The organism is Pseudomonas sp. Leaf434 (assembly GCF_001425545.1).
Lineage (GTDB): Bacteria > Pseudomonadota > Gammaproteobacteria > Pseudomonadales > Pseudomonadaceae > Aquipseudomonas > Aquipseudomonas siliginis.
On record NZ_LMQZ01000001.1, the window covers coordinates 1,600,711 to 1,626,339 of the forward strand.

The following is a 25,629-nucleotide window of genomic DNA, read 5'->3' on the forward strand; positions in this document are numbered from 1 at the left end:
ATGACCCGCAGACTGGCGGCTAAATGGTCGGGATGGTGCCGCCGTCGATCACAAATTCACTCCCGGTGATCGACGCTGCTCGCGGCGATGCCAGGAACCCGATCAGCTCAGCCACTTCAACTGGCGTCGACGGGCGGCCGAGCGGGATACCGCCCAGGGCCTGCATGATGATGTCTTTGCCACCTTGATAGTCAGTGCCTGCCTCCTGCGCGAGTCGCTCGGCGAATGCCACCGACGCTTCGGTTTCAACCCAGCCCGGCGATACCCGCACCACGCGAACCCCCTTGGGTGACACTTCTTTCGACAGGCTTTTGCTGTAGGTTGACAGCGCAGCCTTGGCCGCCGCGTACGCCGTCGTTGATTCCGGCAGTGGCAGCCGACTCTGGATGGATGTGACATGGATCACCACGCCATTACGACGCTCGAGCATGTCCGGGAGCAGGGCGCGATCAAGGCGCACCGCCGGCAGCAGATTCAGGTTGAGCTCGCGATGCCACTGTTCCTCGTCCAGCGCCGCAAAACCACCACCGGGGGCCGACGAGCCACCCAGGACATGGATCACTATGTCGACGCCGCCCAGTTGCTGTTCGACCGCAGCGATGAGTGCGTCACAACCTTCCCGGGTCGAAAGATCAGCCGCGACCAGCAGTGCGCCTGGCATTTGGACGTCCACTTGCCGAGCCGAGGTGATGACTTTCGCGCCCTCGGCTACGAACCAATCCACAACGGCTCTGCCGATTCCTTTGGTACCGCCGGTGACGAGCACCCGCTTGCCAGTCAATCCTGAATTCAGCATGGCGAGATCTCCAGCGCGAGGAATTGATGGATTGCGTCGGAGATTTTTTTCTCGTCGGTGACCGTGAGATACGTTTGCACGACGTTGGAAAGTTGAAGGTTCATTGCCTGACTCCTGATTGATGGTCTGGAGTCATCTTGCTGCGCTGCAGATAGTTTGTTCAACTGGGACAAATCGTAATGACCCATCCCGGAAAACAGGACAATCCATGGCCCAGGATCGCTTAGCCCTTAATGAACTGGATGCCGTTATAGCGGTGGCACGCAGGGGGTCGTTCCGCCAGGCTGCCATTGATCTCGACGTTTCGACCACCGCGCTGAGCAACACCATTGCGCAACTCGAAGCGCGCCTCGAATCGCGCCTGTTCAACCGCACCACCCGCAGCGTCGCCATCACCGAAGCGGGCAGGGTGTTTCTCGAGCAAGTGGGGCCAGCCTTGCACGACTTGCGCGCCGCACTGGATGCAGTGCGATCGCAGAATGCCGGACCCTCGGGAACGCTGCGCATCAACGCATTCGCCAGCGCTGCTCGTTCGGCGCTGCTGCCACTGGTGATCGAGTTTTTGCAGCAGCATCCGAAAGTCCACATTGACCTTGTGACCGAAGGGCGCCTGGTGGATATCGTGGCTGACGGCTTCGATTTCGGCGTGCGCTCGGCAGGCCTGGTGCCCAACGATGTGATTGTGGTGCCAGTCGGGCCGCCGCAACGGTACGCGGTGGTCGGTTCGCCGGGGTATTTTGCACAACACGACAAACCGCGCACGCCGTCCGATCTGCCCGGGCATCGATGCATCCGTGTGCGACTGCCGAACGGGGCGATTTTCCCTTGGTATTTCGAGCGCGACGGCGAAGTCATTCGTCTGGATGTGAACGGGCCGCTGACCCTGGATGAATCGAGCGTGGTCAAGGTGGCGGTGCAGGCGGATATGGGGCTGGGCTTTTTCATGGAGCAGGACGTTCGTGACGAAATCCGCAGCGGCGAGTTCGTGCAGGTACTCAAGGACTGGACCCCGCCCCGAGACAGGTTGTGCCTGTACTACCCGAACCGCCGCAATCCCTCTGCGGCCGCCAGGGCATTCATTGAGTTGGCGCGCGCCAGTCAGGCTTGACCCCGGCACGGTATTCAGGCGATCAAGCCCATCGTCAGCCCCTTCAAGGTGGCGGCTGCCCGGGTCGAGCATTGCAATTTTCGAAAGATGCTTTCCATGTGCGTGCGTACCGTGCTCGGACTGATAGCCAACAGTTGCGCGACTTGTTTGTTGCTGGCGCCACGGCTGATCTCCAGAAGAATGCGGCACTCACGGGCTGTCAGCAGCGAAGGCTTGGGTTGCCGCAGGCGGCGCTCGCCACTGGCGGCGGCAATGACCGCTTCGCAGACATCGTTGTCGAACAGACCACGGCCAGCATCCTGTTTGAGTAGCGTGGCTGCTGCGGCTTCGTCGTGGGTTGTTCGCCATGGCCGGGCTTGCCTCAACGCTACCCAGGCGACCGAGGTGGCGAACAGCCGATGTTCGGCATTCAGTGCATCACCGGCCACGCCGCGAAAATAGCCGCTGCCATCGAGCCGTTCATACGCGTGGGTGGCTATCTCGGCGGGCGCGGCCAGTTCAGGAATCGGTCGGAGCGCCTGTTGCGTCCAGTAAGGCACCAGGCGAATTCGCTCCGCCGCCCCATAGGGCAGCGGCCCTGGGCTATTCCATAGGTGATTGGAAACGGCTGCGCGGCCGAGACCGTAAATCAGCGCGGACTTGCCAATGTTTGCCAAAGCCGGCTCACCCAGCCCCCACAGGCGCGCAGCTTCCACGGCAACATGCGCGACCTGACGCGAATGCCCGGCCAGCCATGGCAGCTTCAAGTCAATGACGTCTCCGACCAAAGTCAGCGAGACACGACGCTGCTCAGGCGCGGGTTCAACTTTTGTGCAAAGCGTTTCCAGATCCGCCAGCCAGGCCTTGGCATTGGCCACCAGCAACGACACCAGCGACGCTGGATAGCGCCGATCCGACTGCTCGTTGATCCAGCGCAACGCCGCGTCCAGGCCGTGAGCGCGAGTGAGAATATCCAGATCACCGGCCATGACCACCTGATAGGCCACCTCCGGGATATGTTCATGCGCCACGCCGAGCGGTCGGCCAGTGCCGTCGTAGGTTTCGAACACCCGACACAGGCCCGCTTCGACGGCGGTTCCGAGCTGGAGGGTTTTGGCGATTGCACCGGACACTTCACAGTGCACCACGGCCAGCGGGGTTGCCTGATGCACCGCGTTCATCTGCTCATTGCCCAGGGTCAGATCGAGCATTGCGCGGCGACCATCGACGTCGTCACCTAGCAGGTCGGCAAAGCCTTCGGCGTTGGCCGTGCACCCAGACCAGCGCAGCAAGGCAATCTGCTCTGCAACCTGCAGATGCTCACCGTCGCCGTGGCATGCCTGCGCGAGCATCCGCGCCAAAGCGGCAACGCGCCGGGAGTGACCGAGCGGTTGCCCCATGCTGAGGTCACCGACCTGGGCGATGGTTGCCAATGCGCCGTCCAGTGAGATGTCCAGTTGCAAGCCACTATCCATGAAAAATGCCCCGGGGTCGGATAATTGACCGATGCCCACATCGCAGGCCGGCCAGCACACTCTGAACTCCCGAACAGGAGCTCATCCAATGAAAACAATCAAATCGAAATTCGCCACCGTCGCCTTTGCCCTGGCCAGTACCTTCATGGCCGGCGCCAGCCACGCGCAGGATACAACGCCTTCGGTGGTGATCGTACATGGCGCCTTCGCCGACGGTTCCGACTGGGCCAAAGTGGTGCCACTGCTGCAAGCCAAAGGCGTGGCCGTTACCGTTGTGCAAAACCCGCTCACCTCGCTGGCCGATGACGTTGCCGCCACGCGCCGCGCGCTGAACAACCAGCAGGGCAGGGTGGTGCTGGTCGGTCACTCCTGGGGCGGCACGGTGATCACCGAAGCCGGCAACGACCAGAAAGTCAGCGCTCTGGTGTATGTCGCCGCGTTCGCGCCAGAGGCCGGGCAAACCAGCGGCGAGCAGGGTAAAGGCGCGCCGACGCCGCCGGGCATCAGTCAGATCAAGGCCGACGGTAACGGCTTCCTCTATCTCACCGCTGAAGGCATGGCCAAGGATTTCGCTCAGGATCTGCCGGCCGCGCAGACCGCCGTCATGACCGCCACACAGGGGCCGATCAAGGCCTCGGCTTTCGAAGATAAAACCACCGCTTCGGCCTGGAAAACCAAGCCGTCCTGGTACCTGCTCGCTACCGAAGACCGGATGATTCATCCCGACGTCCAGCGGTCTGCCGCCAAGCGCATCAGTGCGACCCTCGCCGAGGTGAAGTCCAGCCATGTCCCGCAGCAGTCGCAGCCGGCGCAAGTCGCGGCGGTGATTCTCAAAGCCGTGCACAGCGTTGCTGAGCAGTGATCGCGGCATCGAAGGTGAGCGGGCGTATGAATCCTCGGAGCGATCACGACTATGACTTCATTGTCTGTGGTGCCGGCACGTCGGGCTGCGTGGTCGCTGCGCGGCTTGCCGATGAGTCAGGCGCACGGGTTCTGCTGATTGAAGCCGGCGAAGGTTACTCAGGCCCCGAGGTGACCGAACCGGCGCAATGGCCGCTGAACCTGGGCTCCGCGCGCGACTGGGCATTCGAGGGGCAATCCGATCCACGCCTCAACGGTCGACGGCTCCCGCTGAGCATGGGCAAGGGGCTCGGTGGAGGTTCGAGCATCAACGTGATGGTCTGGTCGCGCGGCCATCGCGCCGATTGGGAGCATTTTGCTGCCGAGTCTGGCGACCCGGCCTGGGGCTACACATCGGTTCTCGATTACTACCGCAGGATCGAAAACTGGCAAGGCAGCCCGGACGCCACTCGGCGTGGTTCAGGTGGGCCGGTACATGTCGAACAGCCGGCCACGCCTCAACCCCTTGCGTGGGCAACGCTGGAGGCGGCCAGCGATCTGGGCATCCCCCGATTCGACAGTCCCAATGGCGAGATGATGGAAGGCCCGGGCGGGGTCGCCATCACCGACTTGCGCATCAAACACGGCAAGCGTGAATCGGTTTATGACGCCTACATCCAGCCACGCTTGCAATGTCCAAATCTGACGGTGCTGACCGGAGCCTTAGTGACCCGCGTATTGCTGGACGGCACCCGGGCCGTCGGTGTCGAAGTGTTGATTGCCGGCGAGCGGCGCTGCTTTCATGCCGCAGCTGAAGTCATCCTGTCCATGGGCGCGGTGCAATCACCGAAAGTGCTCATGCAGTCGGGCATCGGCCCGGCGGATGAACTGCGAAAACACGGCATCGCACCGGTCGTTCATCTACCCGGTGTGGGCGAGAATTTGCAGGATCATCTGGCGTTCGCTTGCACGTGGGAGTATCGACAACCCCAGGCCGTCGCTGGCAGCGGATGCGAAACCACCTTGTACTGGAAAAGCGACAGCCGCCTGGAAGCCCCGGACCTGTTGCAGTGCCAGTTGGCATTCGCGGTACCGTCTCCGCCTGAGGTCGCCATCGAGCCGCCGGAGCATGGCTGGACCATGTTCGCCGGGCTGGCCAGACCTGCCAGTCGCGGACGCTTGCGGTTGTCGGGTGCTGGGCCGCTGGATGCACCGATCATTGAGCCGAACTCCCTGAGCGAGCCCGAGGACATGGCCGCAGCCCATGCGTCGATCGAACTGTGCCGCGCACTCGGCAACAGCCAGGCCTTCAATGCGCTGATCAAGCGCGAAGTCGTGCCCGGTCCCAGAGAGCGTCGCGCTATGGAGCAGTTCATCCGCAATTCGGCCGTGACCTACTGGCACCTGTCGTGCACGGCAAAAATGGGCCGCGATGCGCTGTCGGTGGTTGACCACCAATTACGCGTGTACGGGATCGACGGGCTGCGCGTTGCAGATGCCTCGATCATGCCGCGCATTACCGTTGGCAACACGATGGCGCCGTGTGTCGTTATTGGTGAGCGGGCGGCGGATATGCTTCTGGCTGCGTATGGGGTGACGATGGCGAACACAATGCCTTCAAGGTAATGACCGTGCGGGCGGGGCGGAAAATCCCAGCCTGCCGTCCAGATGTGACGATGAGTCGAGTCAGTCGATTCAATTCATCGGCACGGCGAACACGGCACTGGCGCGCGCAACCGTTCGCTCACCGACGTGCAGACTGACGCCAGCAAACGCCAATTGGCGGCCCTTTCTGGAGTGCTCAAGACGCACTTCGAGCCACTCGTTGATTTGCACCGCGCCGAGATAATCCAGGGTCATGCTCGCGGTGATCAACGGCTGCGGCGGATCGCTGGAAAAGGCCATGGCGTAACCCATGCCCACGTCCGCCAGTGTCGCCAATACACCGCCATGCAAAGTGCCACGGCCATTGGCGTGGCGGGAGTCGGTCAGTAAACCCAGTTCCAAGTGCAGCCCCTGACCCCTGGCGTAGATCGGGCCGAGCAGATCCAGCAAAGGACTGCTGCGGGTGAACGGAGTAAAACCTTCGGGAATGGCTGTGGTGTTCATGTTCCCATCCTGATGCAGGCGACTGACCTGCATGATTGGGCGAGGAAACGCAGGAGGGGGCAAGCACTATGCGAACGGGGAATTTGCTGCAATAAATGCGCGGAGCGTGGCACTGAAAATCAGTGCGACGACACAAACGGCGAAGCACTCGTCGGTGCCGGCAGCGCATAGGCCGTTTTCATCCACGCCACTTCCGCTAGCGGTGTGCGGCCGAAGAGGCGTTTGAAGTCGCGGCTGAATTGCGAGGCGCTTTCGTAACCGACCAGAAACGCAGATTTTGCCGCGGTCAGGTCGTTACGCAGCATCAGCAATCGCGCCTGGTGCAGCCGCGTCGACTTCAGATACTGCATCGGCGAGGAATCGGTAACCTTGCGAAAGTGCAGATGAAAATTCGGCACACTCATCTGCGCTTCCTCGGCCAGGGTTTCTACGTCGAGATGCTGGTGATAGCAACTGTGGATCTTGTGGATGGCGCGGGTCACTTTGCCGAACTGGCCTTGTTGGGCGATGGCGGCGCGCAGGGTGCCACCTTGTTCGCCGGTGAGGATACGGTAGTAAAGCTCGCGCAGCATCGCCGGGCCGAGGATTTGCGCGTCGGCATCGTTGCTCATCACTTCAAGAAAGCGCAGGGTCGATTGGCGTAGCGGTTCGTCGAGAGGCGAGGCGTACATGCCCATCGGCTGCGCTGTGGGGAAATCCCACAGCTCATCCACTTGCTGAATCAGCTCGCCAGCCAGGGCGAAATCCAGACGCACGTACACCGCGAGCATCGGCTCGGCTTCGCTGGCGCAGGTTTCCATGGTGAAGGGTACCGGCACCGACACCACCAGATAGTGCTGAGCGTCGTAGACGTAGATTTCATCGCCGAGATAGCCGCGTTTGCGCCCCTGACAGAGGATAACGATGCCCGGTTCATACAGCACCGGCGTGCGGGTCAGCGGTCGGTTGGAACGCAGGAAACGTACATCGTCCAGCGGGCTCAGGTTGTAACCTTCCAGCGGGGCGAGCTGGCTCATTAGCTGGACCATGCGCGCTGTGATTGGGTCTTTCGGTTTCGGCATGGGCTGTGGGTTTCCTTGTGAAAAGGCGCGTTCGAACCTGTCTGGCTGATTGGCGGGGTGTCAGACAGAGCCCTCACCCTAGCCCTCTCCCAGAGGGAGAGGGGACTGACCGTGGTGTTAGATCGGGATCTGCCGACCTGAAATATCGCGCCGAATGCTGACCGCGCTGTTCTAGCGTAATAAGCCCTGCGGAAATCTTCGAGGCAGGCTCAGGAGTTGAATCCACCCGCGATCGGCTCCCTCTCCCTCCGGGAGAGGGCTGGGGTGAGGGTGCTTTTGATCTTTCAGCCATCCGTCGAACGACTAAGCGCTGCCCATTGCTCAATACTCTCCGCCGTCTGCTGCAACTTGTCACGCACCAGCGCCAGCGCATCACTGCCCAATAGCAGGTGAGCCGGCGGATCTGGACTGTCGATGATGGTCAGCATGGCCCGTGCAGCTTTCAGCGGATCGCCCAGCTGCTGGCCGCTTTTCTCCTCCCGGGCCTTGCGCACCGGATCGAAGCTTGCGTCGTAGTCACTGATGCTACGCGGCGTGCGTTGCATCGAGCGGCCTGCCCAGTCGGTGCGAAATGACCCCGGCGCCACAGCGGTGACAAAAATATTGAAGGGCGCAAGCTCCTTGCTCAAGGTGTCGGAGATCCCCTCAAGCGCAAACTTGCTGCCGCAGTAATAGGCGATCCCGGGCATGGTGATATGGCCGCCCATCGACGTGATATTAAGAACATGCCCCGCGCGGCGCTGGCGAAAATACGGGACGAACGCCTTGGTCACCGCCACCGCGCCGAACACGTTGACGTCGAACTGGCGGCGCATTTCTTCCAGAGAGGACTCTTCGAAAATCCCCTCATGGCCATAACCTGCGTTGTTGACCAGTACGTCCACCGGGCCGTGACGATCCTCCACAGCCGCAACCACCCCATCGATGGCATCGAAATCGGTAACGTCCAGCACCACCCCATGCGCGCGTTCGGGCGACAGCGCTTCGAAGGCTGCCAGCGCTGATTCGCTGCGCACTGTGCCGATGATCTTATGGCCTTGGGCAAGTGCTTCCTTGGCCAGCGCTTGGCCAAAGCCGCTGCTGACACCGGTGATGAAAAGGGTCTTCATGGATCTGTACTCCAGCAGGCAATTGGAGAGGCCATGCTAGGGCGGATAACGCTGGCGGACGATGCCGAATCGGATCGGAGTATTGCCTGTTCCTATCAATAGGGTTTTCGATCAGGTCTTGCCTCAAAAAACGGAAAAGTCCTGCAGGTTTCAAACCTGCAGGACTTTTCTTGTTTCAGCGACACGCGCTTATGCTGCGCGACGACCTAGGGTCCGGTCTGATCCATCAGCGGCGAGGGCCTGGCCCATTGAGGTGCGGTCTGAGCCGTCGGCAGCGATGGCCTGACCCTGCGGCGTACGTTCCGAGCCATCGGCAGCAACAGTCTGCTGTGGTTCGTTGACCTGGGTGAAGAAACGATCTTCCTGATTGCTCGGTACGGCGAATGCGCTGGCGCTGAGGGCGAAAGTGGCGACGGCGATCAGTTGGCTTACAGTTTTCATGGCGGTGACTCCGGTCAAGTTGAGATTGAGGTCCGGGTCGTTCAGATCCGTATCTGGTTAACCCGTTGCAGTGGTGTGTTCTGCATGGGTTCAGATTAGGGGGCAGGGCGGTGTCGGCGTTAGGCGGATACTGTTGGCGACTTGCCTGATTCTGCTCGCTGAAGATGATTTACAGGCTAGCGACCTTATGGCTTCACGGCGCCGCGAGCAATCAGGTTCCGCCAGTGAGATAGCTTTGCACTTGCTTGACTACATCCCGGGCGGTGCGGGTTACGCCGATCAATGTGGCAGAAGCGAGCCCCGTCCAGTCGCCGTAACCCACCAGCCACAGATCGGGTATCGCAACGCTTCGGCTTTCGTCAACAATCACTTTGCCATCCCGGCCTACAACGCCCAGGTTGTTCAGGTGGTCGAGCGCTGGAGAAAAGCCCGTGCACCAGATGACAGCGTCCACCTTTGTCTCGATCCCCGATGACCACACAACCCCTGTCGAAGTAAAACGCGTGAACGGCCGTACTGCGTTCAGTACACCGCGTTCGCGAGCCTCCTTCACCGGTGGCACCATGACGATGTCGCCCAGCCCTCCAATGGGCTGTTGAGGCTCGACGCCATCCTGCTGCGCCTTCAGTCGAGCAGTAGCGCGTTCGAACAGGACGCGTCCATCCACCTCATCAGGTAGAAACGTTGGGGCCTGTTGCGTGACCCAGGTTGCCTGCGCCACTTTGGAGACCTCGGCGTAAATCTGGGCGCCGGAGTTGCCGCCACCGACGACAAGGACGGTTTTACCCGCAAACCCGTTCGGCCCGACGTAATGAGCGGAATGAAGCTGCCTGCCTGCAAACAACGCCTGGCCGGGATAGTCCGGTACGAACGGGCGGCTCCAGGTGCCTGTTGCACTGATAACCGCTTTGGCGTCCCAGTAATTGTCCTTTGAGATAACGCGCAACCCGCCTTCGATCTTCTCGACACCGGTCACCCGCGTGGAGCGGATGATGGGGAAGTCATACCGGCGCTCGTACTGAGTCAGGTATTCGACAACATCGTCCCGCCCGGGCGTCCCCTCGGATATGGCCGGCATCGGCCAGCCTGCAATCGAGCTCCATGCCGACGGCGAGAAGAGCCGCAGCGAATCCCAGCCATGCCGCCAGGCGCCTCCCGGTCCCGGCTCGGCATCGAGCAGCACGTAAGACAAGCCTGTGCGCTTCAAAAAATAGGCGACTGTCAGCGCGGATTGGCCACCACCAATGACCACAACATCAAGTGTCGAATTCTGACTCACCAGCATCCTCCCGGCGCAAAGGCCTCAACGTGTGAAAAATCGGGGTCCGGCCATACCGTTGTCCCACTCAGGCATCAAATGGAACGCTGGTTGACTCGTCTGGACAGCTCTTCGGCGGATTCCTTGCGCTCTGAATAACGATCGACCAGGTAATCCTGACGATCGCGCAAGAGCAGCGTGAACTTCATCAATTCTTCCATCACGTCCACCAAGCGGTCGTAGTACGAAGAAGGCTTCATGCGACCCGCTTCATCGAACTCGGTGAACGCCTTGGCCACGGAAGACTGGTTCGGGATGGTGAACATCCGCATCCACCGGCCAAGTACCCGCAACTGATTGACCACGTTGAAGGACTGCGACCCGCCGCAGACCTGCATCACAGCAAGGGTTTTGCCTTGCGTAGGTCGTACAGCGCCCAGCGCCAGCGGAACCCAGTCGATCTGCGCTTTGAACACGGCACTCATGGAGCCGTGACGCTCAGGAGAGCACCACACCTGACCCTCGGACCATTGCATCAGCTCGCGCAGTTCCACGACTTTGGGATGCGTGTCGGGTGCGTCATCAGGCAGCGGCAGACCCGCAGGATCAAAAATCCTGGTTTCGGCGCCAAACTCATTCAGCAGGCGTGCCGCTTCTTGCGTGACCAGACGACTGAACGAGCGCTCTCGCGTCGATCCGTATAGCAGCAAAATGCGAGGTTTGTGGGGCGAAGGATTACGCGGAGACAGCTGCTCCAGCGTAGGAATGTCGATCAGGTCGGCGTGTACGTTTGGCAATGTGTCTTGCATATGAACTCCTGCGGCTGCACCTGGAGGGGGGGCGCCTCGGTTGATCTTTAAAGCGAACCGATGCGGTTCAGTTCAGCTTTCAACTGTTGAGCGCTGATGGTCTTCAGTGGCAGCGCAAGAAATGCGCTCACGCGCTCGTGGATTTTGGCGAGTGTGGTTTCAAACGCTGCGGTGATCTCGGCTTCCGACCCGCTAGCCTCAGACGGGTCGGCCAGACCCCAATGCGCCTTCAGGGCCGGGCCGAAAAAGATCGGGCATGCTTCTCCCGCAGCCCGATCACAGACGGTGATCACGATGTCCGGAGGCGAGCCCTCAAAAGCATCCGAAGCCTTGCTGCTCAAGCCCGCCGTGGAGATGCCCGCCGCCTCCAGCGTTTGCAGTGCCCGTTGATTCACCCGGCCACTGGGAAAGCTTCCCGAGCTGATGGCTTCTAGACCCTCGGGCGCCAAATGGTTGAAAAGCGCCTCGGACAGAATGCTGCGGCAGCTGTTGTGGGTGCACATGAACAAGATTTTCATCAGACGATTCCTTCATTCAGAAACTGAGGCGCAGTGCCAGGGTGGTTGATCCGGTGGGCATGAATCAGCTGCACATGGCCTGATTGATCGGTCGGTCGCTCATGCAGCACAGGCGCTTGGCCTCGGTTTCCAGCCATGGCTGATTGGCGTCTGCCACTTCCTTCAGAACTGCTGCCACCCACGCGGGCACATCAGGATTCAGTCGGTAGTACACCCATTGACCCTGGCGACGATCCAGCAGCAAACCGGCGGAGCGCAGCAGCGCCAAGTGGCGAGAAATCTTCGGCTGACTCAGGTCGAGCGCTGCCGTCAGCTCGCATACACACAACTCGCCTTCGCGCACGACAAGCAGGGAAATTTTGGCCCGGGTGTCATCGGCCAGACACTTGAACAAGGTGGTGGGGGTCATGGGTTCTGTCATACATCCTCCAGAAGCTTGTGTCTTGACCAAAACGAAGAGCCTGATGCGCTTGCGGATGTCGTGACGCGTAGGGTGAAAGGCGGCGGGATGATTGCCGAGCAATGGATACGGATAACCGAATATACGCATAGTCATATATCCGGTAAAGCGAATATAACAGGGGTTGAACCGTCGAGACTGATAGCGACGGACCGCGCGGATAGTGCCCGCGATTTGTCTGATTCCAACTGATTGAAAATAGCCATTGACTTAGAGCACGCTCAAACCTTTACGGTGATGACATGAATCCAGAACTGACAATTTCACAGTTGGCCAAGCGCCTTGATTTGAGCGCTCACACGATCCGCTATTACGAGCGCATCGGGCTGTTCGACCCGGTTGGGCGCGGTGGCAATGGCCACCGGGTGTACGCCGAGAAGGATGTGCTGTGGGCCGAGTTTCTGCTCCGGTTGAAGGCGACCGGAATGCCGATCCAGCAAATGCTGCGGTATGCCGAACTGCGCCGATCAGGCGACTCGACCCTGGCAGAACGCCGCGAGCTTCTCGAGCAGCATCGCCGGGACGTGCAAGCGCAGATCAGCCAGTTGAGCCAGTCCCTGGAGGTTCTGGATAACAAGATTCAGATCTATCACCAACTCGAGCAAAAGGAGCATCACCATGATCCGTAAACTTCCCGGTTTCAACCGCTTGCTGTCCGCCACATTGATTGGCGCAAGCGTGACCAGTGTGGCAGCGCCCGTGGACATGACTGATCGTCGAGCGCGCGGAGAAGCCGCTCTGACGCAGATTACTGGCGGACCTGGTCAGGCAGTGGTTGATTCATTGAAGGATACTGCTCCAGAGCTTGCGGACTGGATTCTGAGTTTTGCCTACGGCGATGTCTTCGCCCGCCCCGGGCTCGATCACTGCACTCGTGAGCTGGCAACCGTTGCGGCACTGACCGCACTGGGCAATGCACAGCCACAACTGAAAGTGCATATCGGCGGCGCCCTGAACGTCGGGTGCACACCGGAGGCGGTGGTCGATGTGATCTTGCAAATGACCGTATACGCAGGATTTCCCAGCGCCTTGAACGGTATAACGGCTGCGCGTGAAGTCTTTGCTGCTCGCGGGATCAGTGTTAAATCCTAGGTGCGCACGCTGCAGAAACTGCGGGATAAAGCCAGATTCAACCTACCACCCACCCCCCATGCAACTGCACAAACCGCACCTGCAGCCATTCGATAAACACCTGCACCTGCGCCGGCAAATGCGTGCGGCTCGGGTACAAAAGCGTCACTGGCCGAGGCAGCGGGCGCAGCGGTTGCAGAATTTCCACCAGAGCACCGTTAGCCAGATGCTCTGCCACCGCGATACCCGGTGCCTGAATAATGCCGAAGCCCGACACGCCACACTGCACGTAGGCGTTCGACTCGGTGACGGTAATACCTTGGCGGCTGACGTAGGATTTCTGTTTGCCCTCAACTGAAAACTGCCAGGGCAAGGTGCGGTTGTTCTGGCCCGAGAGAAAGTTCACGCCTTGATGGTTCGCCAGATCTCCAAGCGTTTCCGGTGTGCCGTGCTCGCGCAGGTATTCGGGCGCGGCGCAGGTGACCATGGTCGCCAAGGCGATAGGGCGGGCGATCAGGGTTGAGTCGGGCAGCTCGCCGATGCGCAGCGCGCAGTCGATGCCTTCGCCGACCAGATCAACCGCACGATCGGTGACGCCCAGCACCATATCGATGCCGGGGTAGGTGTCGGTGAATTCGCGCAGGCTTTTGATGAATTCCAGCTGCGCGAACGCCGTGGGAATGTCGATGCGCAGGCGGCCGGACAGCGTGGCTCCGGTGCGATCGAACATTGTGGTGGCGGCGGTGATCTCGGCCAGAATTTCCTGGACCCGCTGATAGAAAAGTTCACCCTCGGCGGTGAGTGCGACTTTCCTCGTAGTGCGCTGGAAGAGGCGCACGCCCAGCGATGTTTCCAGTTCCTGAATATAGCGAGTGACCTGCGGCCGGCCGATGTCCAGCGACTCAGCGGCTTTGGTGAAACTGCCCAGCTCCGCCAGTCGGGCGAACAGGCGCATTGATTGCAGTAATTCCATGACTTTTCCGGTGAGCTTCAGTATCTGGATTTGTTGCCTGAGAATAGAACAATCATGTCTGTTTCCAAGCATTTATTGCGCTGATGTAAAAGCCAATCATGGCCCCAAGGCAAGCCCGCTGAGGGATTGCGGCCAATAATGCATTTGGAGACACATCATGAAAGCGTGGTTACTGAAAGATTTCGGGCTCGACAATCTGCAACTGGGCGAGACGCAAACCCCGCAGCCCAAGGCTGGCGAGCTGCTGGTCAAGGTCGGCGCGGTCTCGCTGAATTTTCGCGACAAGGCCATCGTTGACGGTATCTACGAGCCGCACCTGGTGCCGAAACCGCTGATTCCGGTGAGCGATGCCGCCGGTACCGTAGTTGCAATCGGCGCCGGTGTTACTCGTTTCAAGGTTGGCGACCGCGTCAATTCACATCTGTACTCGCGCTGGTTGGATGGCGAGCCGGGGCCGAGCGAGCCGGATTATTGCTTCGGTTCGCCGCTGCCCGGTGGCCTCGCCGAGTACATGATCATTCATCAGGACAGCGCCGTCGGCGCGCCGGCCAACATGAGCGATGAAGAGGCGGCGACACTGCCGATCGCCGCACTGACTGCGTGGTATGCGCTGGTGGATTTCGGCGCTATTCAACCGGGCCAGACTGTGTTGGTGCAGGGTACCGGCGGCGTATCGATTTTCGCCGTGCAGATCGCCACCGCGCTGGGCGCCAAAGTCATCGCTACCTCAAGCAGCGATGAAAACCTGCACGCGGTAAAACGTCTGGGCGCGGTCGCCGGTATCAACTACCGCAGCACGCCGAACTGGGCGGACGAGGTGCTGAAACTCACCGAGGGCAAGGGTGTGGACCTGCTGCTCGATGTGGCGGGAGGCAATGGCATCAATCAGTCGGTAGCAGCGACCAAGGCCTCGGGGCGGATAGCGCAGATTGGCTTTCTGACAGGGCAGACCGTCGAGCTGAACCTGATGCCGCTGATCTTCCGCCAGACCACCATTCGCGGCATTGCGGTGGCACCGCGTTCATCGTTCGACCGGATGAACGTGTTCCTCGCCGAGCACGATATTCGGCCGGTGATCGACCATGTGTATCCATTCGAAAAGGCGCGCGATGCCTATGAGCATCTGGCGAAGGGGGCGTTTGGCAAGGTTGTGATCAAGGTAGGCTGACAACGAAAAAGGCGCCGATCAAGGCGCCTTTTTTGCTGGTCTGGTTTTTTACGGCTCGCCTCGCTCAACCATCGCGCGCCATTGCTGCACACTCGGACGTTGCTGCATGCGCGCGTGCCATTCGCGCAGTGCCGTGCAGTCTTCCGGGACTTCCAGCTCAACCAGCGCCGAGAAGATCATCCCGCCCAACACGGCGATGTCCGCCATGGAAAAATTGGTGCCGGCCACGAACGGCTGCTGACGCAGCAAGTTGTCGAAATAGCGCATGCCGCGCACAGCCTTGTCCCGCATGCGCATGCCCCATTCAGCGTTCTGGTACAGCTCCACTTTCGGGCCGAGTCCCGGGGTTGCATGGTGGAAATACACGCTGACGGCATCGAGAAATTCGATCTCGGCACGTTTGGTCAGCATGTGTATTCGTCCTTGCTCAATCGGTGTGCGGCCGGTGAGGACAGGGTTGCCATCGAGAACGTCCAGGTATTGCGTGATGGCCGTGCATTCGGCGAGCAGCGTGCCGTCTTCCAGCTCCAGCACTGGCAGCGTTCCGGAGTAGTTCAAGCGCAAGAACTCGGGGTTCTTGTGTTCGCCTTTCCACAGATTTACCGAGACGAATTCGGTGCGGGCCAAAAGCGATTTTTCCGCCAGGGCGATGCGCACGCGCGCCGGGTAGGGGCCGTTGTACCAGTCGTAGATTTTCAATGCGGAAATGGAGTGAGCGTCGTTTTGAGTCGAGTTAGCGGTCATTTCAGTTGCCCTGCCTGTCAGTTGGTAGGCAAAGACTGCGACCAGAATTTATTCCTGTCAATCCCCTACCTGCCAATTGGCAGGTAAATCTTTCGCGGGTACACTCCGCCCCATTGACCGATAGTCAGCGAGGACACAGACATGAGCGTGAACGCACGCGAAGCTATTCTGGACGCCGCCAAAACAGCGGCGCAGACCCACGGCTACAACGGCATCAACTTCCGTAGCATCGGTGAAGTGGTGGGTATCAAGAACGCCAGCATCTACTATCACTTTCCCAGCAAGGCCGACCTCGGCGCGGCAGTTGCCGAGCGTTACTGGCAAGACGCGGCCAAGGCGCTGGACGGTATTCGTGAGGCCAATCCCGAGCCGCATCAATCCCTGAAGCTGTACCCGTCGATATTCCGCACTTCGCTGGAGAACGGTAATCGGCTGTGCCTGGTCAGCTTCATGGCTGCCGAATACCAGGATCTGCCAGACCCGGTGAAGGACCAGGTGAAGAAGTTCGCAGAGGTCAACATCGAGTGGCTGACCCAGGTGTTGATCGCTGCAGGAGCTGCCGACGAAGACAGCTGCGAGGCGCGGGCGCGGGCGATTTACGCGGCGGTGGCCGGTGCGCAGTTGATTGCACGCAGCCGAGGGGATATTGCGTTGTTTGATGAGTTGATCGGCAGCTACGAAAGCGCCGGGCTGATCTCGGCGGATTTCACTGAGTAGCTTGCCACTCGCGCCGAGATCCACTTGCGGCTGTAAGCCAGCACATGGTCAGCAGTGGCGGTCGGGAAGTGAATGAAGCCATGCGGACACTCTGGCAGCACGTACATCTCCACCGGCGCCGCTTGCTGCCAGCGCTCAGCGATGAGTCGCGAGTCATCCAGCAGCGGATCGATGTCGCCGGCAAACAGCAGTGCTGGTGGCAGTCCGCTGAAATCGCCGTACAGCGGAGACAGCGGTGGCTGGCGTCGTTGTTCGTCGCTGATATCCGGCGTGAGCAGGCGCAACGCTTCGACCATGCCGGGGCCGTCGAGCACCAAGGTATCGGCTGGCGCGGCGCGCACGCTGGGCGTGCCGGTCAGGTCGTAGACGCCGTAATACAGCAGCGCGCCGCAGATCCGTTGCAGCAGTTGCGGCGAATATTTGAGGGCGAGCAGGGTGGCCGCCGCCAGATGCCCACCGGCCGATTCACCGACGACGACCACGGGCAGTCCGGCAAATTCGCCATCGTTCAAGATGCCGCGAGTGGCGCGCAGACAGTCTTCCAGCAAGCCCTCGATTGGCGTCGACACCGCCAGCCGATAATCCACCGACAGCACCGCCACGTCGCAAGTGTTGACGATGGCGATGTTGAAGTTGTCGTTCATCTGTGCATTGCCGATCACCCAACCGCCACCATGGAAATCCAGCACCACGCCTCTGGCTTTGCCCTTGGGGCGGATGATGCGCACGGGCACCGTGTCGATGATCTTCCGTTCGGCGGTCAGCCCATGCTGGCGCAGCTTGCCGTCGCCGCCGAGCTGACCCGTCCGCAGCAACGCCTGAATCAGCCGTGGAGTGAGCCGATTGCGGATCTTGAAGCGTGGCAGCCAGGCGAGCTTTCTGTTGAACCCACGCACCTGCGCCAGCTCGCGCTCGCCTTGCGGCCATGGGAAGTCGCTCACAGGCGATTCTTCATCAGGATCGAGCAGTTCAGCGCCGCCGCGACGCACAGCCACGCCAGATAAGGGAACAGAATCAGCCCGGTGACCACGTCCAGTTGCAGGGCGAGCACGACCATCACCGCGACCACCACCCACAGCACCGCCAGAATCACCAGCGCCGCCAGCACCTGATGCGCGCCGAAGAACACCGGCGTCCACAGCGTGTTCAGGGCGATTTGCGCGGCCCACAAGGCCAGCACCGTTTGGCTGCCGGGGATCAGGCTCAGGCGATAACCGGCCCAGGCCAGCAGCAGGTAGATGATCGTCCACGCTACGGGAAAGGCCCAGTTGGGCGGGGTGAAGGAGGGTTTGGTCAGCGATTCGTACCACGGGCCGGGTTTGAACATCACGCCAGTGGTTGCCGCCGCCGCGCAGGCCAAGAGGAAGATGAAAAAGGTCATTGCCAGTCCTTAGCTGTGATCAGCTGTTGTGGAGAGTTAAGAAGAGGACGCTTCGCTGCGCAAAAAGTTTGTTCGCAAATGCAATTTGGCAGTCAGGTTGAACTAAAAGCTGACCGCTGCGTCAGGATAAACAGTGCCTTTTCCCACCGACGCGGACGACAACATGTACACCTATCACATCGAATACCGTTTCAACGGCGAGCCTCGTACTTATCTGCTCGAACTCAAGGAAGCGCAACTGGCCGAGCACGACGCGGCGATGCATCTGCTGGAACTGCATCTGGGCGATGCCGAAAACAGCCTGGTCATGCCCACGGCGGATTCGACGCCAGAGCAGATTCTCGAGCAGGCTGAGCGGGTAGGGATTACGCATATCCGGGTGGTCAGCCGCACCAATTGACGCCCGCATGCGGCGCAGGCGTTAGCAGAATGTGCTCTGAATTCAGGCCATGCGCCGCAATACCAGCACCATCCCCGCGCCCACGAGGCCCATGCAGGCGATCAGCACGGGAAAGGACATCCACCATGGGACGCTGGACGTCATCATGCTGAACTCCGACATGCCACCGATGCCGGCGATCAGGTTCAAAGGAAGGAATACGACGTTGATCAGTGTCAGCTTGCGCAGGGCCCGGTTCATGCTGTTGTTGGCAAGGTTGCCATGGGATTCGATGAGGTTGGCGAACACCTTGGCGTGAATTCTGGCCTGCTGAAAGCTTTGTTCGTTTTCCACGATCAGATCGTTCAGCGCAGCCAGTTGACTGTCGCTGAAGCCCTGACGCTGGCCGTGGTTGCGCAGCAGCGTCAGCACCGCACCGTTACTTTGAATCGCATTGACGTAGTACACGAGGCTTTCGCTCAGGTTGTACATCTGCGCCAATTGCTGATTGTCCATTGCCCGCGTGAATTGCTGTTGAATCTCCCGGGCGATCTGTTTGACCACGCGCAAATGCCCGAGATAGTGATGAACGCTTTCAGCGAGTAACGCCATCAGCACGTCCAGCGGCCCGGTCATTTGCGCATCGTGCTCAAGACCCGAAAGCAGCGAGTTGCTCGCGCAAATGACCACCAGGCGTTTTTCGCTCAGCACCACTCCGAAGGACGAAACGTTGAATGCGCGCCCGTCGAAGCTTTCCGGACGCTTCCAGATCAGGAACAGGTGATCTGGCTTGACCTCGATGCGGGCCACTTCATCTGGGTCCAGCGACGACTCTATCGCTTGTGCGCCAATGCCCAGGCGTCTGTGCAAATCCAGTTGCTCGGCTGCGTCCGGGGCGACACACAGCCAGACAGTCGCCTGGTCCTCCGATGTCCTGTGCAGGGCGCCGCAATCAATGCAATAGCCTTCAATCATTGCTCACCACGCTTGGCCACGGTGTTTGAGCTCAAGCCTTTGGGTAAAAGCCTGTAATACGCGCCGGTACAATTCGTCGCCCAGCACCGCATCTTCGATGCCGGCGTCGAGGTTGGGGTTGTCGTTCACTTCGATCACCAGTACCCGATCGCCCGCCTGCTTGAGGTCGACGCCGTAGAGGCCGTCGCCGATCAGCCGCGCCGTCTGTACGGCGAGCTGCACGACTGCGGGCGGGGCTTGCTCGACGGGCACCGCTTCGCACATTCCGTTGATCTCGCCGGGCAGCGCCTTGTGGTTGTAAATCTGCCAATGCCCCTTGGACATGAAGTATCGGCAGGCATACAGCGCTTCGCCATTGAGCACCCCGACGCGCCAATCGTATTCGGTGTAGCAATACTCCTGCGCCAGCAGCAGCACCGAGTGTTCGAATAACTCCTGCGCGGCCGTGGCCAGCGCTTGTGCATCGGCGACCTTGATCACACCCCGTGAAAAACAGCCATCGGGGATTTTCAATACCAAGGGAAAACCGAGGCGACGCCCTGCGTTTTCGAGTTCCTGCGGACGATCCTTGTAGAGTATTTCCGTTGCCGGCATGCCCAGCCCGCGACGCTTCAGCAAATCGGCCAGATAAACCTTGTTGGTGCAGCGCAGGATGGACGACGGATCGTCAATCACCACAAGGCCTTCGCTTTCGGCCTTCTTGGCGAACCGATAGGTGTGATCATCCACTCGCGTTGTTTCGCGGATGAACAGCGCGTCGAATTCGGCGAGACGCGCGTAGTCCTTTTTCTCGATCAGCTCGACATCGATACCCAGCTGTTCGCCCGCAGCGATGAAACGCTGCAATGCCTCGGGATTGGACGGCGGCAGGGCTTCGTCAGGATCATGCAGGATGGCCAGGTCGTAGCGGGCCACACGTTTGGAGGCGGGCTGACGCCATGTCCTGCGATTGAACGCATCCAGTGCATCAGCGAAAACATGCTGCTGTTCGTCACGAAGTTTGTGCAGTGCACCGGCCTTGATGCCTGCGATCTGCCAGCTCTCACCACGGCGGAATTCCACCAGCAGGATAGGGCAGGGGAACGCTTCGAACAGCTGACGGCCGATCTCTTGCAGCGGCTCGATCGAGGCCTTGCCGAAGTACAGCGACAGCGTGAAGGCTTCGGTTTCGCCGTATGGATGGTTGGCCAGCGCCCGCTCCAGGGTGCGCTCCAGATCATTCAGCCCGACCCCGTAAAGCGCTTTGCGCGCCAGCTCGCTGACGGTGCGTACCGAGGGGAAAACCTTGTGTCCGCGCGCTTCGGCCAGCAATGAGCAGTAATAGCCCTGACCGAGGTATTTGTAATTGCGGCAGAGGTTTATGACCTGGGTGCGATGAGGAAAATCGTCGCTGTGTTCAAGGTAATCCTGAGCCAGCATCAGGCTCTCGCTGGGCAGGTAATCAGCCCAGTCATCCTTGCGTTCGACCAGTATGAGCAATCGACTTCCCGAGGGCTTGATACTGGGAGGTTCCTCGCTGAGGGAGATTGTCGAATGCTCGGTTTTGTCTAATACTTCGTTCACGTTGGCTTGCACCGCTGACATGAGTAATGAATCCCTGTTGAAGAAGACGCCGCTTCAATAAATCACGGGCCTTTCGGTCTGTCCCGGTTCGTTACTCAAACTTTACGGTGCGGTCATGTCTTTTGATTTTCGCTTTGCATCCACTGACGATATCGACGATCTGGTCGAATTGGAGCGGATGTGTTTTACCCTCGACCGGTTGAATCAGCGCAACTTCAGCTGGATGCTCAGTCGAGCCAATGCCGCGTTGATTGTCGTCACCTCGGGCGCAATCCTCTGCGGTTATGCACTGGTGCTTTTTCACCGTGGCACCTCACTTGGACGCCTGTATTCGATTGCGGTCAGCCCCGCATGGCGCGGACATGAGCTTGGCCAGCGTCTGCTGGAACAGGCCCAGGCCTGCGCATTGGCGCGCAACTGCGCATGGCTGCGCCTGGAGGTGCGCGCTGACAATACCGCTGCCATCCGCCTCTACGAAGCCAATGGCTATCAGCGCTTTGCCAGCGTCGAGGACTACTACGAAGACCACTGCGAAGCGTTGCGCTACGAGAAACGCATCCTGCGCGAAACACCTGCCCCCGCGCGCCAAGTGCCGTATTACCAGCAGACCACCGAGTTCACCTGCGGCGCCGCGTGCCTGCTGATGGCCATGTCCGCCATCGACGCGAGCCGTGCCATGACCCGAGCGGAGGAAATCCAGCTGTGGCGCGAGGCGACCACCATTTTCATGACGGCGGGGCACGGTGGCTGCAGTCCTCAGGGCCTCGCACTGGCGGCCTGGCGGCGCGGTTTCGATGTGCGCCTTGAGGTCAGTCACGCGGGCTCGCTTTTTCTTCACGGCGTACGCAGCACGGAGAAGAAGTCGATCATGAAACTGGTCGAGGATGGGTTTGCCCAGGAACTGGCTGCCACGCAAGTCGAGCAGGTTCTGGGTGATTATCTGCAGATCGGCGCTGCGTTGGCGGCCGGATACAAACCGCTGGTGCTGATCAGCAGCTACCGATTCACCCGCTTGAAAGCGCCGCATTGGGTCATCATCACCGGGTGTGACGAGGACTTCGTCTACTTGCATGATCCTGATGTCGACCACAGCAAACTCAAGCGCGGCCTGGACTGCCAGCACTTGCCGGTCAGTCACCAGGAATTCCTGCGCATGACGGTGTTTGGCGTACAACGGGTTCGCGCAGCCGTGATGCTGCGCTCCCGTTGAGGAGGGTGGCTAGGCGCCCAGCACTTCCTCGCCGATACAGTAGCGATCCCTGCCTTTCTGCTTCGCGGCATAAAGCATTTTGTCAGCCGACTCGATAAGAGTGGCAGGGCTCACTTCATGTTCGGCCGGTTTGCCAACCGCAATACCTGCACTGGCGGTGACGTGACCCAGTGGATGGGCTTTGTGCTCCATTCGCAAGGATCGAATGGCCTCAAGAATTTCCTGCGCCACAAGCGCCGCCCCGCGAATATCCGTGTTGGGCAGCAACACGGAAAACTCCTCGCCGCCATAGCGCACGGCGAGATCACCCGGTCGTTTTACTGCTTGCGCAATGGCCTGTCCGACAGCGCTCAGGCAATCATCACCTGCCGCGTGCCCATAGCTGTCGTTGTAGAGCTTGAAGTGATCGACATCGATCATGATCAGTGAGATCGACGAACCCTGGCGTCTGGCCAGACGAATTTCGTCAATCAAGGCAGTGTCCAGTCGCCGACGGTTGGCCAGTCCGGTCAGGCTGTCGGTCAAAGCCATGTCCTTCATGGCCTGGTGTGCCTTGCGCAAATCCTTTTCCATCACCATCCGTTGGCGCAGTTGCCTCAAGACGATCAGTCCGAAGACCGTGAACGCGGTGATCACCGACATCAACACAAAGCCGGTTTTGATCAGGTCCCAGCGCCACGGCGCAATGATCGATTCGCGGGACAGTCCGGTTTCGACTACCAACGGATAGGTGCTCAAAGCTCTGTAACCGTACAGACGCTGGGTGCCGTCGACGACGGCTCGGACCTCGGCGATCCCTTGATTGGAAAAGGGCAGGTAGTTCTTGAACACCTCACTGTCGGCGAGGCTCTGACCGATTACCGAAGCGATGAAAGGACGACGCACGAGAATGGTGCCGTTGCGCAGCGCCAGCACCAAGGCACCCTTGTCGTCGATTTTGAAATCGCCGTAATAGTCGACGAAGTAACTGACTTTGATGGTGCCAAGCAGCACGCCGGCGAAGGAGCCGTCCGGGTTATTCAAGCGGCGGGAAATCGGAATGATCAGGTCGTCTGTGGATTTGCTTTTGACGACATCACCGATACGCACGTTTCGATCGGTGTTGGCGCGGTGATACTGGAAGTAGTCGCGATCGGCATTGTTCGCAGGGTCGGGGATCATTTCCTTGTCGGTGACGATCCATTTGCCGTCCGGGCCGTAGATAAACAGTCCATGCAACTGCGGCATCAGTTTGGCCTGCTGGACCAGCAGGTTGTGGATACGCGCTACGTCGATGTTCTGCAGACCGTCGCCTTCGACGCGCTCGCCCAGGGCGGCGGTCAACACATCGACCTGGCGGATGGCGTCCTCGGCATGTTGCGCGGTTGCCCGCGCGAGGTTGGTGACCGAATCACGCGCCGACGAGAAGGCTGCATGATAGTCACGCCAGGTTCGCCATCCCTCCACGCCGAGAAACGCCAGAATGACCGTCAGCATGAAGATGACTGTCAGGCGGAAAGCGGCTATCTCGCTGGCAGCTTTGATGGGAGCGGTTTCTGCGGCGTCATGCCCCCGGGTTTTGGGCATCTTACGACCGAGCATCTGAGGGTCCTTATGCTTGTCATCTCTCATCTCTTGAAAGATGACCATCCTTTTCCACCTGGAATTCAATTTACTGCCTTGGCCAGGCGGTCGCGATTGGATCGTTCAAAGCCGTGCCGGGTCAACATCTGTAATTGAAACGCGCCTTGAGGTGAGACTTGTGAGCGAAATCATCACGGCCGGTGACTTGAACATCGACCTGCGCAATGCCAACGAAACCGGCCTGTTCAAATGGTTGCTGGCGAGTTTTCTGATGGGCAAAAGGATTCAGGGCGCCATTGCCGCCAAGGCGTATCAAGTCATAGTAGAGCAGCATCACCAAGACACCCCGCAAAAGCTCGCGCAGTGTACGCACCGTCAACTGGTGTCGATGCTGGGGCAGGCGCGTTACGTTCGTTACGACGAAAGCACGGCGTCGCGACTACTCGCGCTGGCCAACAAGCTCAACAGCGAGTACGCCGGTAAGGTCAGTAACATCGTGGCCGCGAGCGCGGACCGTAAGGCGCTGGAGAAGCGCCTGTCCGAGTTCGAGGGGATAGGGCCGAAGACCGTCGAGATCTTCATGAGGGAAGCTGCGTCGGTACTTTTCTGAACGCCCGGTTCTGCATTGAAGACGGTGGCAACACTCGGCTCACAGAGCAGCAAGTCTTCCCGCCAGTTCGCGGTCAATGGATGGCTGCCACCTCCGATTGCTGGACTGTGGCTTGATCGGCAAAATTATTCGGGAGAAGGGTGCCCAAGCCGAATACATTCACCGCCATGCTGACTTTCAATCCTCGACAGGCCTGTTTGCAGTCGAGCTCGAAACCCGCAGATGCCTGTTCCATCAAACGTTGAAAATGTTCAGAGGTCAGTGCCAGGACTTTGCTGCTTTTCATGTGGTTTTCCTTGAGCAAGTGGCGACCCCGGTCCGGGGCCGCCGGACGGGTTCAGACATCTTTGCCTTGCACATAGCCGGAGCCCAGGTCAGCACCGGTCACCGGCTCGCTGAGTGGGTCAGAGGCTGTACGGGTCTTCATCGCTTCCAGCACCTGTTCGTCTTCAGCCGGAAGGCTGACGGTCGCCAGACCGTCACCGCCGTCGACCGCAGGCTCTGGGTTTTCCACGTACTCCCACGCACCGCCCTCGTTCCAGGGACCGCGCACGTTGGGCTCGCCAGACATATTGAAGTACTTGTTGGTGAACTCCGGCATGCCAGGCAATTTGCCCTGCGGGAAGTTCGGCTGGATCGAATGCAGGGCTTTTTCGAAGGACTGTTGATGGGCGATTTCCCGCGTCATCAAAAAGCCAAGCGCCTCTTTCACGCCCGGATCATCGGTGATGTTGATCAAACGTTCGTAGAGGATTTTCGCCCGCGCTTCGGCTGCGATGTTCGAACGAAAGTCGGCAGTAGGCTCAGTGATCGAATCCACATACGCCGCCGTCCAAGGTACGCCAGCGGAATTGACCAGAGGCGCGCCTGCGCCGTACAGCAGGCTGGTGATGTGCGAGTCATTACCGGCGCCATTCAGCGCACGGTACAGCTCGCCTTCCTCTTGAACGCCCTCGGCGAGTTGACCCTTGGCACCTCTGTTGAGCATGACGATGATCGAGCCGACCACCTCCAGATGGCTCAATTCTTCGGTGGCAATGTCCAGCAGAAGGTCTTTGCGTCCCGGATCTTCCTCGGCCAAGGCTTGGGTGAAATAGCGCGCTGCTGCGGCCAGTTCGCCATTGGCGCCCCCGAATTGTTCCAACAGCAGATTGGCCAGACCAGGGTTGGGCTCGGCCACGCGAACGGTGTACTGAAGTCGCTTGTTATGTATGAACATTCAAATTTTCCTCAGACCAGGCTATCGCGCTTTTGCCCTGGTGGGCGTTAGCGCATGCATAGTTGTGAGGAGTGGGTGGAGCGGAAATTTCGT

At 59.9% G+C, this 25,629-nt stretch carries 29 protein-coding genes; 10 read left to right on the forward strand and 19 right to left on the reverse strand.

Annotated features, from left to right (window positions below; genetic code table 11):
- Positions 1-19: 19 nt before the first annotated feature.
- Entirely contained in the window at positions 20-796 is a 777-nt protein-coding gene (locus tag ASG55_RS07110) for an SDR family oxidoreductase (RefSeq protein WP_056784906.1), read from the reverse strand.
- 208 nt (positions 797-1,004) lie between these two features.
- On the opposite strand from ASG55_RS07110, the gene ASG55_RS07115 reads away from it, so the two are divergent.
- Complete coding sequence (locus ASG55_RS07115) at positions 1,005-1,904, forward strand: LysR family transcriptional regulator (protein ID WP_056784909.1); 900 nt, start codon at positions 1,005-1,007, stop codon at positions 1,902-1,904.
- A gap of 14 nt (positions 1,905-1,918) precedes the next feature.
- Here the strand turns inward: ASG55_RS07115 and ASG55_RS07120 are convergent, their stop codons facing one another.
- Positions 1,919-3,358 (reverse strand): HD domain-containing phosphohydrolase, encoded by a 1,440-nt coding sequence (locus ASG55_RS07120; RefSeq protein WP_056786813.1) that lies wholly within the window; start codon positions 3,356-3,358, stop codon positions 1,919-1,921.
- An 88-nt stretch (positions 3,359-3,446) separates the two neighbouring features.
- Here ASG55_RS07120 and ASG55_RS07125 point away from each other — a divergent pair, with 88 nt between their 5' ends.
- Positions 3,447-4,220 carry an alpha/beta fold hydrolase gene (locus ASG55_RS07125; protein WP_056784912.1) on the forward strand — a complete coding sequence of 258 codons (774 nt, stop codon included), beginning with the start codon at positions 3,447-3,449 and terminating at the stop codon, positions 4,218-4,220.
- A gap of 26 nt (positions 4,221-4,246) precedes the next feature.
- Positions 4,247-5,824 (forward strand): GMC family oxidoreductase, encoded by a 1,578-nt coding sequence (locus ASG55_RS07130; RefSeq protein WP_056784914.1) that lies wholly within the window; start codon positions 4,247-4,249, stop codon positions 5,822-5,824.
- A 69-nt stretch (positions 5,825-5,893) separates the two neighbouring features.
- On the opposite strand, the gene ASG55_RS07135 is transcribed toward ASG55_RS07130, so the two are convergent.
- The 8 genes from ASG55_RS07135 to ASG55_RS07170 all read right to left on the reverse strand — a co-directional run bounded on the left by ASG55_RS07135 (position 5,894) and on the right by ASG55_RS07170 (position 11,924).
- Positions 5,894-6,307 (reverse strand): PaaI family thioesterase, encoded by a 414-nt coding sequence (locus tag ASG55_RS07135; protein WP_056784917.1) that lies wholly within the window; start codon positions 6,305-6,307, stop codon positions 5,894-5,896.
- A gap of 119 nt (positions 6,308-6,426) precedes the next feature.
- Positions 6,427-7,368, reverse strand: a complete 942-nt coding sequence (locus ASG55_RS07140; RefSeq protein WP_056784919.1) for an AraC family transcriptional regulator — start codon at positions 7,366-7,368, stop codon at positions 6,427-6,429.
- Positions 7,369-7,652: 284 nt separating this feature from the next.
- Positions 7,653-8,477, reverse strand: a complete 825-nt coding sequence (locus ASG55_RS07145) for an oxidoreductase (RefSeq protein ID WP_056784921.1) — start codon at positions 8,475-8,477, stop codon at positions 7,653-7,655.
- A gap of 189 nt (positions 8,478-8,666) precedes the next feature.
- Positions 8,667-8,918: a hypothetical protein gene (locus tag ASG55_RS07150; RefSeq protein ID WP_056784925.1), complete on the reverse strand. Its 252-nt coding sequence runs from the start codon at positions 8,916-8,918 to the stop codon at positions 8,667-8,669.
- A gap of 211 nt (positions 8,919-9,129) precedes the next feature.
- Positions 9,130-10,203: an ArsO family NAD(P)H-dependent flavin-containing monooxygenase gene (locus ASG55_RS07155; protein ID WP_056784929.1), complete on the reverse strand. Its 1,074-nt coding sequence runs from the start codon at positions 10,201-10,203 to the stop codon at positions 9,130-9,132.
- 68 nt (positions 10,204-10,271) lie between these two features.
- Positions 10,272-10,985: an arsenical resistance protein ArsH gene (arsH, locus tag ASG55_RS07160; RefSeq protein ID WP_041480526.1), complete on the reverse strand. Its 714-nt coding sequence runs from the start codon at positions 10,983-10,985 to the stop codon at positions 10,272-10,274.
- A gap of 47 nt (positions 10,986-11,032) precedes the next feature.
- Entirely contained in the window at positions 11,033-11,503 is a 471-nt protein-coding gene (locus tag ASG55_RS07165; protein ID WP_056784931.1) for an arsenate reductase ArsC, read from the reverse strand.
- Between the two features lie 64 nt (positions 11,504-11,567).
- The gene (locus ASG55_RS07170; protein WP_056784934.1) at positions 11,568-11,924 is read right to left on the reverse strand and encodes a metalloregulator ArsR/SmtB family transcription factor; all 357 of its coding nucleotides are present in this window, start codon (positions 11,922-11,924) and stop codon (positions 11,568-11,570) included.
- Positions 11,925-12,205: 281 nt separating this feature from the next.
- Between ASG55_RS07170 and ASG55_RS07175 the strand changes: the two genes are divergently transcribed.
- Entirely contained in the window at positions 12,206-12,592 is a 387-nt protein-coding gene (locus tag ASG55_RS07175) for a MerR family transcriptional regulator (protein WP_056784936.1), read from the forward strand.
- A 70-nt stretch (positions 12,593-12,662) separates the two neighbouring features.
- Positions 12,663-13,055 carry a carboxymuconolactone decarboxylase family protein gene (locus tag ASG55_RS07180; RefSeq protein ID WP_370593534.1) on the forward strand — a complete coding sequence of 131 codons (393 nt, stop codon included), beginning with the start codon at positions 12,663-12,665 and terminating at the stop codon, positions 13,053-13,055.
- 37 nt (positions 13,056-13,092) lie between these two features.
- Here ASG55_RS07180 and ASG55_RS07185 read toward each other — a convergent pair whose 3' ends face one another.
- Positions 13,093-14,007 (reverse strand): LysR family transcriptional regulator, encoded by a 915-nt coding sequence (locus ASG55_RS07185; RefSeq protein WP_056784938.1) that lies wholly within the window; start codon positions 14,005-14,007, stop codon positions 13,093-13,095.
- 157 nt (positions 14,008-14,164) lie between these two features.
- Between ASG55_RS07185 and ASG55_RS07190 the strand changes: the two genes are divergently transcribed.
- Positions 14,165-15,175: a zinc-dependent alcohol dehydrogenase family protein gene (locus ASG55_RS07190; RefSeq protein ID WP_056784940.1), complete on the forward strand. Its 1,011-nt coding sequence runs from the start codon at positions 14,165-14,167 to the stop codon at positions 15,173-15,175.
- 48 nt (positions 15,176-15,223) lie between these two features.
- Here the strand turns inward: ASG55_RS07190 and ASG55_RS07195 are convergent, their stop codons facing one another.
- Entirely contained in the window at positions 15,224-15,919 is a 696-nt protein-coding gene (locus ASG55_RS07195) for a glutathione S-transferase (RefSeq protein ID WP_056784944.1), read from the reverse strand.
- A 141-nt stretch (positions 15,920-16,060) separates the two neighbouring features.
- On the opposite strand from ASG55_RS07195, the gene ASG55_RS07200 reads away from it, so the two are divergent.
- On the forward strand, positions 16,061-16,636 hold the full coding sequence (locus ASG55_RS07200) for a TetR/AcrR family transcriptional regulator (protein ID WP_056784946.1): 576 nt from the start codon (positions 16,061-16,063) through the stop codon (positions 16,634-16,636).
- Here the strand turns inward: ASG55_RS07200 and ASG55_RS07205 are convergent.
- A complete protein-coding gene (locus ASG55_RS07205) occupies positions 16,594-17,577 on the reverse strand; it encodes an alpha/beta hydrolase (RefSeq protein ID WP_056784949.1) in 984 nt (327 codons plus the stop codon). The genes ASG55_RS07200 and ASG55_RS07205 overlap by 43 nt on opposite strands.
- On the reverse strand, positions 17,574-18,017 hold the full coding sequence (gene tspO / locus ASG55_RS07210; protein ID WP_041480509.1) for a tryptophan-rich sensory protein TspO: 444 nt from the start codon (positions 18,015-18,017) through the stop codon (positions 17,574-17,576). Before tspO ends, ASG55_RS07205 begins: the two co-directional genes overlap by 4 nt.
- 133 nt (positions 18,018-18,150) lie before the next feature.
- Between tspO and ASG55_RS07215 the strand changes: the two genes are divergently transcribed.
- Positions 18,151-18,417, forward strand: a complete 267-nt coding sequence (locus ASG55_RS07215; protein WP_041480507.1) for a hypothetical protein — start codon at positions 18,151-18,153, stop codon at positions 18,415-18,417.
- A gap of 42 nt (positions 18,418-18,459) precedes the next feature.
- On the opposite strand, the gene ASG55_RS07220 is transcribed toward ASG55_RS07215, so the two are convergent.
- A complete protein-coding gene (locus ASG55_RS07220) occupies positions 18,460-19,371 on the reverse strand; it encodes a magnesium transporter CorA family protein (RefSeq protein WP_056784952.1) in 912 nt (303 codons plus the stop codon).
- Between the two features lie 3 nt (positions 19,372-19,374).
- On the reverse strand, positions 19,375-20,955 hold the full coding sequence (locus ASG55_RS07225; RefSeq protein ID WP_056784954.1) for a RimK family protein: 1,581 nt from the start codon (positions 20,953-20,955) through the stop codon (positions 19,375-19,377).
- Positions 20,956-21,049: 94 nt separating this feature from the next.
- On the opposite strand from ASG55_RS07225, the gene ASG55_RS07230 reads away from it, so the two are divergent.
- Positions 21,050-22,144 (forward strand): GNAT family N-acetyltransferase/peptidase C39 family protein, encoded by a 1,095-nt coding sequence (locus tag ASG55_RS07230; RefSeq protein ID WP_056784956.1) that lies wholly within the window; start codon positions 21,050-21,052, stop codon positions 22,142-22,144.
- Positions 22,145-22,153: 9 nt separating this feature from the next.
- Here the strand turns inward: ASG55_RS07230 and ASG55_RS07235 are convergent, their stop codons facing one another.
- Positions 22,154-23,725 (reverse strand): sensor domain-containing diguanylate cyclase, encoded by a 1,572-nt coding sequence (locus ASG55_RS07235; RefSeq protein WP_082530263.1) that lies wholly within the window; start codon positions 23,723-23,725, stop codon positions 22,154-22,156.
- 160 nt (positions 23,726-23,885) lie between these two features.
- On the opposite strand from ASG55_RS07235, the gene ASG55_RS07240 reads away from it, so the two are divergent.
- Complete coding sequence (locus tag ASG55_RS07240; RefSeq protein WP_056784959.1) at positions 23,886-24,317, forward strand: hypothetical protein; 432 nt, start codon at positions 23,886-23,888, stop codon at positions 24,315-24,317.
- 73 nt (positions 24,318-24,390) lie between these two features.
- Here the strand turns inward: ASG55_RS07240 and ASG55_RS07245 are convergent, their stop codons facing one another.
- Both ASG55_RS07245 and ASG55_RS07250 read right to left on the reverse strand, forming a co-directional pair.
- Positions 24,391-24,603: a hypothetical protein gene (locus tag ASG55_RS07245; RefSeq protein ID WP_041480496.1), complete on the reverse strand. Its 213-nt coding sequence runs from the start codon at positions 24,601-24,603 to the stop codon at positions 24,391-24,393.
- Positions 24,604-24,654: 51 nt separating this feature from the next.
- The gene (locus ASG55_RS07250; RefSeq protein WP_041480494.1) at positions 24,655-25,536 is read right to left on the reverse strand and encodes a manganese catalase family protein; all 882 of its coding nucleotides are present in this window, start codon (positions 25,534-25,536) and stop codon (positions 24,655-24,657) included.
- Between the last annotated feature and the right edge of the window lie 93 nt (positions 25,537-25,629).